Annotated in this window: 13 protein-coding genes; 3 read left to right on the top strand and 10 right to left on the bottom strand. The window is 67.2% G+C overall.

The window, feature by feature from the left end; translation table 11 throughout:
* Position 1: 1 nt before the first annotated feature.
* Positions 2 to 337: an ATP-dependent Clp protease adapter ClpS gene (gene clpS, locus PKE75_RS09470; RefSeq protein ID WP_271168543.1), complete on the bottom strand. Its 336-nt coding sequence runs from the start codon at positions 335 to 337 to the stop codon at positions 2 to 4.
* 305 nt (positions 338 to 642) lie between these two features.
* Positions 643 to 975 carry a phasin family protein gene (locus tag PKE75_RS09465; protein ID WP_271168462.1) on the bottom strand — a complete coding sequence of 111 codons (333 nt, stop codon included), beginning with the start codon at positions 973 to 975 and terminating at the stop codon, positions 643 to 645.
* Between the two features lie 271 nt (positions 976 to 1,246).
* On the opposite strand from PKE75_RS09465, the gene PKE75_RS09460 reads away from it, so the two are divergent.
* Positions 1,247 to 2,899 (top strand): D-alanyl-D-alanine carboxypeptidase, encoded by a 1,653-nt coding sequence (locus PKE75_RS09460; protein ID WP_271168461.1) that lies wholly within the window; start codon positions 1,247 to 1,249, stop codon positions 2,897 to 2,899.
* Between the two features lie 12 nt (positions 2,900 to 2,911).
* Here PKE75_RS09460 and PKE75_RS17935 read toward each other — a convergent pair whose 3' ends face one another.
* Positions 2,912 to 3,433 carry a DnaJ domain-containing protein gene (locus PKE75_RS17935; RefSeq protein WP_428979124.1) on the bottom strand — a complete coding sequence of 174 codons (522 nt, stop codon included), beginning with the start codon at positions 3,431 to 3,433 and terminating at the stop codon, positions 2,912 to 2,914.
* 148 nt (positions 3,434 to 3,581) lie between these two features.
* Here PKE75_RS17935 and panC point away from each other — a divergent pair, with 148 nt between their 5' ends.
* A complete protein-coding gene (gene panC, locus PKE75_RS09450; RefSeq protein ID WP_271168460.1) occupies positions 3,582 to 4,460 on the top strand; it encodes a pantoate--beta-alanine ligase in 879 nt (292 codons plus the stop codon).
* Between the two features lie 82 nt (positions 4,461 to 4,542).
* Complete coding sequence (locus PKE75_RS09445) at positions 4,543 to 5,043, top strand: rhodanese-like domain-containing protein (protein ID WP_271168459.1); 501 nt, start codon at positions 4,543 to 4,545, stop codon at positions 5,041 to 5,043.
* 220 nt (positions 5,044 to 5,263) lie between these two features.
* On the opposite strand, the gene PKE75_RS09440 is transcribed toward PKE75_RS09445, so the two are convergent.
* The 7 genes from PKE75_RS09440 to PKE75_RS09410 form a co-directional block, all read right to left on the bottom strand.
* Complete coding sequence (locus PKE75_RS09440; RefSeq protein ID WP_271168458.1) at positions 5,264 to 7,384, bottom strand: sodium-translocating pyrophosphatase; 2,121 nt, start codon at positions 7,382 to 7,384, stop codon at positions 5,264 to 5,266.
* Positions 7,385 to 7,684: 300 nt separating this feature from the next.
* Entirely contained in the window at positions 7,685 to 8,512 is an 828-nt protein-coding gene (locus PKE75_RS09435) for a lytic murein transglycosylase (RefSeq protein WP_271168457.1), read from the bottom strand.
* A 164-nt stretch (positions 8,513 to 8,676) separates the two neighbouring features.
* Positions 8,677 to 9,639 carry a thiamine-phosphate kinase gene (gene thiL, locus PKE75_RS09430; RefSeq protein ID WP_271168456.1) on the bottom strand — a complete coding sequence of 321 codons (963 nt, stop codon included), beginning with the start codon at positions 9,637 to 9,639 and terminating at the stop codon, positions 8,677 to 8,679.
* Positions 9,640 to 9,665: 26 nt separating this feature from the next.
* Positions 9,666 to 10,127, bottom strand: a complete 462-nt coding sequence (locus PKE75_RS09425) for a type II toxin-antitoxin system RatA family toxin (RefSeq protein WP_271168455.1) — start codon at positions 10,125 to 10,127, stop codon at positions 9,666 to 9,668.
* 228 nt (positions 10,128 to 10,355) lie between these two features.
* Entirely contained in the window at positions 10,356 to 11,330 is a 975-nt protein-coding gene (locus PKE75_RS09420; RefSeq protein ID WP_271168454.1) for a quinone oxidoreductase family protein, read from the bottom strand.
* Between the two features lie 13 nt (positions 11,331 to 11,343).
* Entirely contained in the window at positions 11,344 to 12,312 is a 969-nt protein-coding gene (locus PKE75_RS09415; RefSeq protein ID WP_271168453.1) for a hypothetical protein, read from the bottom strand.
* 77 nt (positions 12,313 to 12,389) lie between these two features.
* The gene (locus PKE75_RS09410) at positions 12,390 to 13,163 is read right to left on the bottom strand and encodes a TerC family protein (protein WP_271168452.1); all 774 of its coding nucleotides are present in this window, start codon (positions 13,161 to 13,163) and stop codon (positions 12,390 to 12,392) included.
* Positions 13,164 to 13,179 lie beyond the last annotated feature (16 nt).

Genomic DNA, 13,179 nt, shown 5'->3' with positions numbered 1-13,179 from the left:
CTCACTTCTTCTCCATGACGCATTGCAAGGGGTGCTGGTGCTTGCGAGCAAAATCCATCACCTGCGTCACCTTGGTTTCAGCGACCTCATACGTGTAGACGCCGCACTCCCCGGCGCCGTGATTATGGACGTGCAGCATGATGCGCGTCGCGGCTTCACGGTCTTTCGAAAAGAACTGCTCCAGAACATGCACGACGAACTCCATTGGGGTGTAGTCGTCGTTCAGTATCAGCACCCTGTACAGACTCGGCCGCTTAACCTTGGTCCGCGTCTTGGTGACCACGACCGTGCCGGGCGCTGCGTCTTCGACACGCCGCGGCGGACCTGCGACGTTCATGCCGGCCCTGAGCGCGACCACGCTGCGCCGACCCGTCGGGCGGCGCAGATTACGTTTCGGAGTCGTGGTCCTAGCCTCCCTCATTCCAGCCGTCTCGTCGTCGCACCGTCTATACGTGGCGAGCCTTCCGCGGCGCCGCACCAAATCACCTGTCGATCCTAGCCCCGGTTTTTCGAACGCGCCAGACCGGGGAAAGGCCGTTCGCATCACCCAAGTATGCACGCCGCTGGACAAAAAAAAGCCCGGCTCGAAGCCGGGCTTGTCGTTTCAGTCGCCGTCGTCGGACGGCGGCGTTCCGTCCAGCGTCACTTCGCCTTGGCGAAAGCGCTCTCGATCGGCTTGTAGCTCTCTTTGGCCATGTCGGCGTAGAGCTCGCCGATTTTCGTCATGCGAGCGAGATAGGTTTCGTAAGCCGACTTCACGAACTGCGACTGGACTTCGATCGCCTTGTCCACGCTCTTCGCGCCGACGATCTTCTCGAACAGCGCCGAATTGTCTTCGAAAGCCTTCTTCGAATAATCGGCCACTTCGACTGCGATCGCCTGCAAGCCCTTGCTCACCGAGCCCAAGCTCTTGAGGGTTAGGTCCATGTTCTCGCGACCGAACTTCTGAGCGTCGTCAAACGTATTCACCGGCATGTCTGTTTCCTCTAGCGTGGTTAGCTTCGCGGAATGCGCTTTTTGCCCCTAGGCGAAAGCGTCTACAGCCAGCGACTGAACGCTTTCAGACGCGTCATGCGTCTGAAAATCGAAATATGTGCAGTGCAACATAATGTCAAGCGTGAGCTCTGCATCGCACAAACAGATGATCGTTTAACCGCTCCGTAACCGCGTCTCGTCAGAGTCGTTGACTGCGCTGTCCCGGATACGCCGGGAGCGCCGGTTCGGTCGCCGGAACGGGAATACGGGTATGATGATGGGTTGCGTGACGAGTTGGGGCGGGCGTCTGGCGTCCTGCCTTACGATTGCGAGCGTCGCGGCTGGCGCGACCTTCGCGACGATCGACAGCGCCGAGGCGCGCTCGAAGCATCGGGCGCCGAAGCGGCCCTCGCACGTCGCTCGGCCTATGCCCGCCTCCACCTTCACTGGCGCGCCGAACTATTCGGCGCTCGTCGTGGACGCCAAGACCGGCCGCGTCCTGTTCGAGCAGAACGCCGACGAGACGCGCTTTCCCGCGTCCGTCACTAAAGTCATGACGCTCTATCTGGTTTTCGAGGATCTCGAGCGTTCGCGCCTCGGCCTCCAAAGCCGCATCACCATGACGAGCCACTGCGCGGCGCAGGCCCCCTCGAAGCTCGGCCTGCGGCCCGGCCAGACCATCAGCGTCGAGGACGGCATCAAGGCGGTCGTCACCAAGTCGGCGAATGACGTCGCCTGCGCCTTCGCCGAGAACCTGGAAGGCTCGGAGCCCGCCTTCGCCGAGCGCATGACGCGCAAGGCGCGCGCGCTCGGGATGTATAAGACGGTCTATCGCAACGCGTCTGGCCTGCCGAACCCGAACCACGTCACCTCGGCGCGCGACCTCGTCACCCTCGGCCGCGCGATCCAGGACCGCTTCCCGCGCTACTACGGCTATTTCGGGACGCGCGTCTTCACCTACGCCGGACGCGCCATGCCGAACCACAACAAGCTGCTCGGCCGCGTCGAGGGCGTGGACGGCATCAAGACCGGCTACACCAACGCCTCCGGCTTCAACCTTCTGACCTCGGTGAAGAGCCAGGGGCGCAGCATCGTCGCCGTCGTCATGGGCGGGCGCACCGGCCCGTCTCGGGACGCCCATATGCGCGAACTGATCGCGCTGAACCTTCCGCGCGCGCAGCCGGGCTCCCGCACCGCGCCGCTGGTGGCGGAGAACGGCGACCGCGGCGCTCCGGCCCGCATGACGCGGCCCGCGGTGATGGCGAGCGTTCCGACGCCGCTCTCCTCGCAGGTCGTGCAGACGCCCGAGCGCGTCGCGTCGCTCGATCCGATTCCGCCGATGCCGACCCCCGCGCCCCAGCCGGCGCCTGCCGTCGCCACGTCCGGGGCGACGCCGAAGGCCGCCCCCCGCGCCGTGTCCGCCGCCGCTGAGCCGGTGGTCGCCGCCTCGATCCCCGATCCGGAGGAAGGCGCCGTCACCCCGCAGTCCATGCGATGGGTCGTCGGACGTCAGCCGACCGTGACGGGCAGCGTGCCGTCCTCAGCCGCCTCCGAAGCGCAGGACGAGGCCGACCTCGTGTCGCCGGAGCCTGCGGCGCAGCAACGCCCCGTCCGCGTGGCCTCCCGCGACGTCGAGGCGGCCCCTCGGCCGGCCCCCGCCGCCGAGACCGCGCCCATCCGCAAAGGCTGGCTGATCCAGATCGGCGCCACGACGGAGGCCGCCGGCGCGCAGGCGCTCTTGTCCAACGCCAAGGCCAAGGGCGGCCGGGTCCTGAGCGGCGCCGAGCCATTCACCGAGACCTACATGCGCGGCGACCGGACTTATTATCGCGCCCGGTTCGCCGGCCTGAACGAGCGGTCCGCGGACGCGGCCTGCAAGGCGCTCAAGCGCAGCTCGGTGAGCTGCTTCGCAATCAAGAACTGAGACAGGGAGGGCTCAGCGATGGCGCCGCTCCGAGAGAACATCCTTCGCGGCGTTGACCCGCGCCGCGAGGTCGGTCGTCCCCCCCTGGTCGGGATGGACTTTCTTCATCAGCGACCGATGCGCACGAGCGATCTCCTCCGGGCCCGCCCCCGGCTGCAGGCCAAGGATCTGATACGCCTCCTCTTCGGTCATTACGCCCGCTCGGCCTGGGGCGCGCCCTCCCCGGCCCCGCGCGTCGCCGTGCGCCTCGCCGTTCGAACCCCCGAAGGACGACCGGCGGTCACGGTCTCGTTCTCCGAACCCTGATCGTCCGGGCCGGCGCGCGAACGCGCCCGTCCCGAGCGCCCCGAGACCCATCAGCGCCATCCCGACAAGGGGCTTGCCGGTGAAGGTGAGCGCGAGGCCGACGCCCCAGCAGGCCATGCTGACGATTCGCGCGGGCTTGCGCGCACGCGAGGGATCCGCGTCCACGAGGATGCGCCCGACAGCGAGAATCGTCGCCAGCGCGAGCGCCCCGAACACGATCCAGATCATTGATTGCCCTGTCCTATCGCCCGATTCCTGATGAACCGGGCGCGCGCTCGAAGACCGTGGCGAAGGTCGCGTGGCGCGCTGCGTTCCATGCTGATAACGCAAGGCTGGTCAAGCCGCGAGGGCAAGCGGCGTTAGAGAGAACTGCACGATGACGGACGTCGTCACCACCGTGAGCGCGCTCCGCGCCCGGCTTTCGTCCTGGAGGGCTGCGGGCGAGCGGATCGCGCTCGTGCCGACAATGGGCGCGCTCCACGCCGGTCACCTCGCGCTCGTCGCCAGAGCGCGGAGCGAGGTCGACCGGGTGGTGGTCTCGATCTTCGTGAACCCGACGCAGTTCGCCCCGAACGAGGATTTCGCGACCTATCCGAGGAACCTCGATTCCGACCTCGCGGCGCTTCAGGACGCGGCTGATCTGCTCTATGCGCCGCAGGTTTCGGAGATGTACCCCGAGGGCGCAGCGACCGTCGTCACGGTCGGCGGTCCGGCCGCGGGGCTCGAGAGCGACGCGCGGCCGCATTTCTTCGCGGGCGTCGCGACCGTCGTGACCAAGCTCCTGATCCAATGCGCGCCCGACATTGCGGTCTTCGGAGAAAAGGACTTCCAGCAGCTGGCTGTCGTCCGGCGTCTGGTGCGCGACCTTTCACTGCCCGTCGAGATCGTCGGCGGCGAAACGGTGCGCGAGACGAGCGGTCTCGCCCTCTCGTCCCGGAACGCCTACTTCTCCCCAGCCGATCGAACCAGGGCCGCAGCGCTTTACGCCGCGCTCGACGCCGCAGCCGCCGAAATCGGCGACGGCGGGAACCCTGAACGGGCGATAGCCGTTGCACGCCTGCAAATAGAACGCGCGGGCTTCGCTATTGACTATCTTGAGCTTCGGGATGCAGAGACGCTCGCTTCCAGTGATGCGAGCGAAGATCGGCCCATGCGCCTGCTCGTGGCGGCGCGACTCTCCAACGTCCGCCTAATTGACAATGTGGGCGTCACCAAATCGTTACGACCGCAGGCCGTGGTGGCCTCACGACGTTGAAGCAGCGCGACTGCCGACCGGATCATCTTTGAGGGACCGCCAGATGGCGTTCACAGCATCCGCTCTTCCGAGAATCGCGGCGATGACCGCGGCTCCTGCCTCCCAGCGTTCGACGCGCGCGAGAAAGCGTCCCGTAGTCGTCATCGAAGCGCGCGAGGCGATCACGCTCTACCGGCGCAAGCAGGCGGTGCTCGTCGACCTGAGCGATTGGGAAAGCGCGGACGAGACCGGTTGGATCCAAGGCTCGTTCCATTGCCCGCCGGGCGAGTTCGCCGGCCTGATCGACCCGACGAGCCCGCTCCACGCGCGCCTGTTCGAGCCGGGCAAGGTGTTCATTTTCTATGGCGGCCCGAAGTTCGCGCCGCTCGCCGCCGCCCGCCGGGCCCGCGCGCTCGGCCTCGATGGCGCGCTGGCGTTGCGCGGCGGCCTGAAGGCCTGGCGCAACGCTGGCGGACGCGTGGCCGGGCATCCGCAGAGCCCGTTCCCGGTTTTGAAAGCGTCGTTCGGATTCGCGATGCGGTATGCGCTTTCGGTGGCGCGCGCGAAATACGCGCGGCTCAGGAAGTCTTTCGAACACGCGTAACACGGCAAGATCTGTGGTCCGTTTCGCCTGCCCTTGGAGGAGAAGGTGGATGGAGGCGTAAGCCTCCGGCCGCCGGATGAAGGACAGCGGCGGGCTCTAACCTGCACCCGCCGACCTCTGTCAAACCCTGGGCGACGCCCGAAGTCACGCTCTCCACTGCGGGAGAGGGCGACCTCGAGCGTCGGTTTCTTGAGCAGGGCGTAAGGCGCCCTCCCCGCGATCAGCCGGCGTGCGCCAGGACCGCGAGCAGCAGCAGCGCGACGATGTTGGTGATCTTGATCATCGGGTTCACAGCGGGTCCGGCCGTGTCTTTGTAGGGATCGCCGACCGTATCGCCAGTCACCGCGGCCTTGTGGGCGTCCGAGCCCTTGCCGCCATGGTGGCCGTCCTCGATGTACTTCTTCGCGTTGTCCCAGGCGCCGCCGCCGGACGTCATCGACAGCGCGACGAACAGCCCGGTGACGATCACGCCCAGCAGCATCGCGCCGACCGCGGAGAACGCCTCGTTCTTGCCGGCGACGGCGAGCACCACGAAGTAGGCGACGAGCGGCGACAGCACCGGCAGCAGCGAGGGCACGATCATCTCCTTGATCGCGGCCTTCGTCAGGATGTCGACGGCGCGGCCGTAGTCCGGCCGGTCTCTGCCCTCCATGATGCCCGGCTTCTCGCGGAACTGCCTGCGCACCTCCTCGACGATCGCGCCGGCGGCGCGGCCGACGGCGGTCATGCCCATCGCGGCGAACAGGAAGGGCAGCATGCCGCCAAACAGAAGGCCGACGACGACGTAGGGATTGACCAACGAGAAATCGAGCTTCACCCCGGCGAAGTAGGGGTACTGGTCGCTGTTCGCGATGAAATGGTTGAGGTCCGAGGTGTAGGCCGCGAACAGCACCAGCGCGCCCAAGCCCGCCGAACCGATGGCGTAGCCCTTGGTGACCGCCTTGGTGGTGTTGCCGACCGCGTCGAGCGCATCCGTCGCGACGCGGACTTCCGCGGGAAGGCCCGCCATCTCGGCGATGCCGCCGGCGTTGTCGGTCACCGGGCCGAAGGCGTCGAGGGCGACCACAAAGCCGGCGAGCGCCAGCATGGCGGTGACGGCGATCGCGATGCCGAACAGGCCCGCGAGCGAATAGGTCACGATGATGCCGGCGATGATGACGAGCGCCGGCAGCGCCGTCGCCTCGAGCGAGACGGCGAGGCCCTGGATCACATTGGTGCCGTGGCCGGTGACGGACGCGGCCGCGATCGAACGGACCGGGCGATAACCCGTGCCGGTGTAGTATTCGGTGATCACCACGATCAGCCCGGTGATCACGAGGCCGGTGACCGCGCAGAGATAGAGATCCCAGCCGGTGAAGCTGACGCCGGTCGTCGTGGTGTATTCCGTGCTGAAGCCGACGAGGACCGCTGTCGCGAGCGCGATGCCGATCAGCGAAAGCCCGGCGGATACGCCGAAGCCGCGGTAGAGCGCCCCCATGATCGAGTTGCTGGCCGGCAGCTTGACGAAGAAGGTGCCTGCGATCGAGGTCACGATACAGACCGCGCAGATGCCGAGCGGATAGAGGATCAGGTTGCCGAAGGCCGGATCTCCGGCGAAGAAGATCGACGCCAGAACCATGGTGGCGACGACGGTGACGGCGTAGGTCTCGAACAGGTCGGCCGCCATGCCAGCGCAATCGCCGACATTGTCGCCGACATTGTCCGCGATCGTCGCGGGATTGCGCGGGTCGTCCTCGGGAATCCCGGCTTCGACCTTGCCGACGAGGTCGCCGCCGACGTCGGCGCCCTTGGTGAAGATGCCGCCGCCCAGACGGGCGAAGATCGAGATCAGCGAGGCGCCGAAGCCGAGCGCGACCAGCGCGTCGACGACCACGCGGTCGCCCGCGCCATGGCCCATGACGGAGGTCAGGATCGCGTAGTAGATCGCGACGCCGAGCAGCGCGAGCCCCGCGACCAGCATGCCGGTCACGGCGCCCGACTTGAACGCGACCTCGAGGCCTGCGCCCAGCGAATGCGAGGCGGCCTGGGCGGTGCGGACGTTGGCGCGCACCGAGACGTTCATGCCGATGAAGCCGGCGGCGGCGGACAACACCGCGCCGATCAGGAAGCCGAAGGCGACCGGCAGCGACAGGAAATACGCAACCGCCACGAAGATCACGACGCCGACGACCCCGATGGTCGTGTACTGGCGCTTGAGATAGGCCTGCGCGCCCTCGGCGATCGCGGCCGCGATCTCCTGCATCCTGGGCGTGCCGGCGTCGGCCTCCATCAGGGATCGGGTGGCCCACACCCCGTATACGATCGATAGAAGTCCCAGGAGGACTATCAGCGTCAGCGCCATTGTTCTTATCCCCTGCAGCGTTTCCATTCGCCATGGGACCGTTCCGGCGAAGCCGAGGTCCTCTTCGTTGGCGTAGTCCAGCCCGCGCACGCGTTCAGCATGCGGGGCGGAAAGCTGCCAGAAGCCCAGGGCCTCCGCAATTGATTAAGGCGCTTTGAAAGAAGTCTTTTTGAGTAGAGCAGCGCGACCGCTCGTAGACCCGACGCGAAAGCGCGCGGCAGCGGCGTTAAGACTGGAATAAATCTATTTGGGCGGCGGTCCGCGAACCGGCCTCGGGGAGAGCCGGCTCGCGATCTGCCGTCAGCGGGTGGCCGACGTTCCTGCGGCGATCTTGGTCGCGAGCAGCGCGATCGCCTCCTGATAGGCGCTCGAGCGGTTCCATTCGTTGAACACGCGGAAGTTCGCCGAACCCGGCTCCCAGCCGCCGCCCCGGCTCCAGCCGTAGCCGGCCAGATAGGTGCCGATCGAGGCGATCACGTCCGGCCCGGAGCGGACGAGGTCGCGGCGGCCGTCGCCATCGCCGTCGGTGGCGTATTTCAGGTATGAGCTCGGCAGGAACTGCGCCTGCCCGAGTTCGCCATGGCCGGCGCCGCGCATCTCGCCGATGCTGAGGTCGCCGCGGTCGACGATCTGCAGCGCCGCCAGCAGCTCCTTCGTGAACATCTCGCTGCGGCGGCAGTCATAGGCGAGCGTGGCGAGGCCGGTGAAGATCGGCTTGCCGCCCTGCACCGCGCCGTAATCGGTCTCGAGGCCCCAGATCGCCATGATGACGGGACCGGGAACGCCGGTCCGGGCTTCAGTGCGCTGGACCACAGCCGCGTAGCGCTGCATCCGCGCCTTTCCGGCCGCCGCCCTGCTCGACGAGGCGCGGCTGAGGAGCGATCCGGCGCCCCCGCCGAACGCCTTTCGCACGGCCCGGTCGTGCTGGATGGTGCCGCGGTCGTAGGACACATTGCCGAGAGCGGCCTCCACCGTGCGTGCGGACACGCCGCTCGACTGGGCCTGCGCCTTGAAATCCTGCAGCCAGGCGCTGAAGCCCGCGCCGTCATTGCCGCAGCTCGCGGCCGAAGCCGCCCCGGCGGAGACCGTCAGCAGCGCGGCGGCCAGCATTGTCTTCACGATGCGCATGTCGTCTCCGGAGCGGTTCGATGCCCGCGTTTTCTGGCGGGAGGAACGCTTGCCGTCACTCCCTGGATTCGGAAGGCATTCTGGTCAGCGGGCGGCGCGGTTTCAATTGGCTCCGCGAACGCTTCCCATGCGTGCGTGGCGGTCGGGACACAGCCCGTCCTCGCTCAGAAATGGGCGAACGAGCCGGCGCCGAGATCGAGCGGCCGCCCATTGGCCTCGACCGAGACTCCCCCGCCTTCGACCAGCGCGCCTATGTCGGTGACGGGCACGCCCGCGGCGGCCGCGTCGCTCTCGAAGGCGTCGGCGTCGTCCGGATCGATCGCGAGCAGCAGTTCGTAGTCGTCGCCGCCGGTCAGCGCGACGGCGAGCGCCTCCCGGTCGGCCGCGACCGCGCGCGAAGCCGCCCGCGACAGCGGCGTCCGCGACGCGTCGATCAGTGCGCCGACGCGGGACGCCGAAGCGAGCTTTCCCGCGTCGCCGACGAGGCCGTCGGAGATGTCCATCGAGGCCGTCGCATAGGCGCTGACGACGCCGGCCAGCGAAAGCCGCGGCTCCGGCAGCAGATAGCGGTCGAGCAGCCATTCCTTGTCGGCGCGGCGCAGATCCCAGGTCAGCGCGAGGCTTTCGTCCTGCCGCAGCAGGAGGCCGAGCGCCGCGTCGCCGATCGTGCCGGTGACGTAGAGCCGCTGGCCGGGCGCAGCGCCGTTGCGCCGAGGCACATGGCCCTCGGGCGCGTAGCCGAGCGCGGTGACGGAAATCCACAGGGGGCCAGGCGTGCGCACGGTGTCGCCGCCGAGCAGGCTGACGCCGAACTCCTCCTGGTCGGCCGCGAGCCCCTCGACGAAGCCTTCGAGCCAGTCGACCGTCCAGTCGCGGGGCAGCGCCAACGTCACGAGGTAGCCGGCCGGACGGGCGCCCTTCGCCGCCAGATCGGACAGGTTCACGCGCAGCGCCTTGCGGGCGATGGCGTCCGCGGGATCGTCGGGGAAGAAGTGGACGCCTGCGACGATCGCGTCGGTCGTGACAACGAGCTCGCGCCCCTCGACATGCGGGACCGTCGCGACGTCGTCGAGCAGGAGAGCGGCGCCCGGCGAAGTCGCGAGCGGCCGGAAGAAGCGCGCGATCAACCCCTCTTCGCCCGGCCGCCGGCCCGTCACGCGAGCGCCGGGCGGCCGTAGACGTCGTCGGCGCGGCGCTCGAACGCCTCGGCGTAGCGGCGGAACACGCGCTCGAACACCGACCCGACGAGCATCGAGAGCGTACGGCTCCTCAGCTCCCATTCGATGAAGAACTGCACCTCGCAGCCGCCGGCTTCGAGCGGACGAAAGGTCCAGCGGTTCTCGAGATGGCTGAACGGGCCGTCGAGATATTCGACAAGGATCTTCTGCGCGTCACGGTCGAGCGTGACGCGGCTCGAGAAGGTCTCGCGGAAAATCTTGTAGGCGATCGTCATGTCGGCGACGAGCGCCGGAAGCTGGTTCCGCTCCTCGCGCCGCTTGATTCTGAGCGCCTCGCAGAGCGGCAGGAACAGCGGGTACTTCTCGACGTCCGCGACGAGATCGAACATCTGGTCGGCCGTATGCGGAACGCGGCGGGTGGTGCGGAAACTCGGCATGGCGCTTTTATGCGAGGCGGAACGCGGCAAGTATAGCCGGGCGGATGGCGGGGGAGAAATTTCGGACGGACAGCAAACGAGGCGTCGCGCCGCCGGCCCCTCTCCGCTTGCGGGAGGGAGCGAGCGTCTACGTCAGAAGATGACGCTCACCTGGCGTCGTGGAGGTCGACGCGCGGCCACCTTGTCCGCCCGACGGCTTCGTCGTTGGCGGCGTTCTCCCGCAAGAGCTTACGGAAGCAGGATCGTCGAGCCCGTCGTCCGGCGACCTTCGAGCGCGCGGTGGGCTTCGGCCGCCTCGGCGAGCGGAAAACGGCGGCCGATGTCGACCGTCACGGCGCCCGACGCAATGACGTCGAACAGATCCGCCGCGGTCGCCAGCAGTTCCGGCCGGGTGGAGGTGTAATGAAACAGGCTGGTGCGGGTCGCGTAGAGCGAGCCCTTCTGGCTGAGCAGACCGATGGGGAAATCGGGGACCGAGCCCGACGACTGGCCAAAACTCGCCCAGAGGCCGCGCGGCTTGAGGCAGTCGAGCGAGCCCGGGAAAGCGTCCTTGCCGACGCTGTCATAGACGACGTCGCAACCCTTGCCGCCTGTGATCTCCCGCACCCGTTCGACGAAATTCTCGGTCTTGTAGTCGATGACGTGGGCGCACCCCTTGGTCTTCGCGAGCGCGACCTTCTCGGGGCCGCCGGCGGTGCCGATGACCGTCGCGCCGAGATGCGCCGCCCACTGGCAGGCGATCTGACCGACGCCGCCCGCGGCGGCGTGGAACAGGATGACATGCTCCGGCCCGACCTTGAAGGTCCGCCGCAACAGGTATTGCGCCGTCATGCCCTTGAGCATCGCGGCGGCCGCCGTCTCGTCGGAGACGCCGGACGGGATCTTCACGAGCTTATCCGCCGGGATCAGCCGTTCGGTCGCATAGGCGCCGAGCGGGCCGCCGGCATAGGCGACGCGATCGCCGACCGCGACGTCGGTCACGCCCTCCCCGATTGCGGTGACGACGCCTGCGCCTTCCGAGCCAAGCGTAAACGGCGTCTGCTGCGGATAGAGACCGGTGCGGTGGTAAACGTCGATGAAGTTGACGCCGATCGCCGTCTGTTTGATCGCGGCCTCGCCTTTGCCGGGCTGACCGATCTCGACGTCCTCAAAGGTGAGAACTTCTGCGCCGCCAGTCTGATGGACGCGGATCGCCTTGGCCATGTGTCGTCGCCTCTTATCGCGCGGGGGGCGGACTTGCGAAACCGCTGAAGGTCACGTCCGGCGCGCTGGTGTTGTGTTTGGAAAGCTCGATCCGGTCGAAACGGACCTCGGAAGCGTTGGCGTCTTTGAAATCCATCACCGGCTGATTGTAGAGCCCGGTATCGGTCCGCCACGTCACCCGCGCGGTGTCCGCATTGGTCGGCGACACGAACATGGACCGGATCGCCGCGAAGGGAAGCGGCGGCTCCTCCTTGGACAGGCCATCGAGCGTCACGTCGAGCAGGATGTGCTTCTGGTCGGCGGCCAAGACCTTGAGCGAGCCGGTCCCGCCCTTGGCGAAAGTCATCCGGAAAGTCTTCGTTTTCGGGTCGATCTCGAGCTTCGAGATGTCGACGATCGGCCGATGCTGCTGTTCGACCGGGCCGACGAGGAATGAGGTTCCATAGGCGGCGTTGGGGAACTTGGTCGTCGGGATCGGCTTCGCGCGCCAGTAGCCGTCGAAGGGATAGACCACGAGATACTCGACGAACGCGCCGTCGACCTTCTCGAACAGTTGGACGAGGTGCAAGTCGCTCTCGTCCGTGTCTCCCACGATCACCTCGGCCCCGCGGGCGCGCCAGGACTCGGCGTAGGTGTGTCCCACGATCCGGGTCTGGCCGTCGTCATAGAGAGTGATCTGCTTCGGCGTGAAGTGGTTCTTGGGGTCCTCCTTCATCGCCTCGCAGTTGGCGAAGTTCGGGCCGGTGTCGTCTGCCGCGAGATCAGCGAGATAGACCGGCGCGGAGACGTCGATCCGGAAGCGGCCGATGTTCTGATCGGTCATCGTATAATAGACGTTGTCGAATTCGGCGCACTGGGTCGGCGTGCTGCGGTTCTCGACCCAGGCCGTCCCCGGCTCCCCGCTGGCCGCGATCGCCGCCGCGCTTTGCACGAGAGCCGCGGCGAGAATGACGGCCGTTACGCTGCGCCTGATGACTTGCACGCTCTTAAGTCTCCCGACCGGCCGCCCCGCAATGTCCGGGACGACCTTCGCTGAATAGCGCGTTCAGCGGCCCGCCGTCATCTCGCGGTGCGATCCGCAGGCCGCGTCGGCGCGTCGCTGACTCCTGCGATCGAGGCCAGCTTCGCCTTCCGGCCCTTCGCGACGACGTTGAGGATCTCCACCAGCAGGGCGAACGCCATCGCGGAGTAGATGTAGCCCTTCGGCACGTGGAAGCCGAAGCCGTCGGCCACGAGCACCATGCCGATCAGCAGGAGGAATGCGAGCGCCAGAACCTTGGTGGTCGGGTGTCGCGAAACGAAGTCGCTGATCGGGCCGGACGACAGATACATCACCGCGACGGCGATCATGACGGCCGCGATCATGACCTCTATCGACTCGGCCATCCCAATCGCGGTGATGATCGAGTCGATTGAGAACACGAGGTCGATCACGATGATCTGCGCGATGATGATCGCGAAGGCCTTCTGAACAGCGCCCTTTGAGCCGTGCTCCTCGCCCTCGATCGAGTTGTGCAGCTCCAGCGTCGCCTTGACGATCAGGAAGCCGCCGCCGGCGATCAGGATGATGTCGCGCCACGAGAAGCCGTGGCCGAGCGCGCTGAACACCGGCTCCTTCAGCCCGATCAGCCAGGTCAGCATGAAGAGGAGGCCGATGCGGAACACGAGCGCGAGGCCCAGGCCGACCTGACGCGCGCGCTTCGCCTGATGTTCCGGCAGCTTCGCCACGAGCACGGAAATGAAGACGACGTTGTCGATGCCGAGGACGATCTCCATCGCCGTCAGCGTGAGGAGCGCGGCCCACGCCTCCGGTGTCGAAAAAACCTCAAGCATCGTATCCCGGTCTCCA

This window comes from Hansschlegelia plantiphila (genome assembly GCF_027922265.1).
Classification (GTDB): Bacteria; Pseudomonadota; Alphaproteobacteria; order Rhizobiales; family Methylopilaceae; genus Methylopila; species Methylopila plantiphila.
This window is presented reverse-complemented; position numbering and strand designations above follow the sequence as displayed.

Coding starts and splice junctions, on each gene's coding strand:
- clpS (WP_271168543.1), bottom strand. CDS start 337: ATGAACGTCGCAGGTCCGCCGCGGCGTGTCGAAGACGCAGCGCCCGGC.
- PKE75_RS09465 (WP_271168462.1), bottom strand. CDS start 975: ATGCCGGTGAATACGTTTGACGACGCTCAGAAGTTCGGTCGCGAGAAC.
- PKE75_RS09460 (WP_271168461.1), top strand. CDS start 1,247: ATGATGATGGGTTGCGTGACGAGTTGGGGCGGGCGTCTGGCGTCCTGC.
- PKE75_RS17935 (WP_428979124.1), bottom strand. CDS start 3,433: ATGATCTGGATCGTGTTCGGGGCGCTCGCGCTGGCGACGATTCTCGCT.
- panC (WP_271168460.1), top strand. CDS start 3,582: ATGACGGACGTCGTCACCACCGTGAGCGCGCTCCGCGCCCGGCTTTCG.
- PKE75_RS09445 (WP_271168459.1), top strand. CDS start 4,543: ATGACCGCGGCTCCTGCCTCCCAGCGTTCGACGCGCGCGAGAAAGCGT.
- PKE75_RS09440 (WP_271168458.1), bottom strand. CDS start 7,384: ATGGCGCTGACGCTGATAGTCCTCCTGGGACTTCTATCGATCGTATAC.
- PKE75_RS09435 (WP_271168457.1), bottom strand. CDS start 8,512: ATGCGCATCGTGAAGACAATGCTGGCCGCCGCGCTGCTGACGGTCTCC.
- PKE75_RS09425 (WP_271168455.1), bottom strand. CDS start 10,127: ATGCCGAGTTTCCGCACCACCCGCCGCGTTCCGCATACGGCCGACCAG.
- PKE75_RS09420 (WP_271168454.1), bottom strand. CDS start 11,330: ATGGCCAAGGCGATCCGCGTCCATCAGACTGGCGGCGCAGAAGTTCTC.
- PKE75_RS09410 (WP_271168452.1), bottom strand. CDS start 13,163: ATGCTTGAGGTTTTTTCGACACCGGAGGCGTGGGCCGCGCTCCTCACG.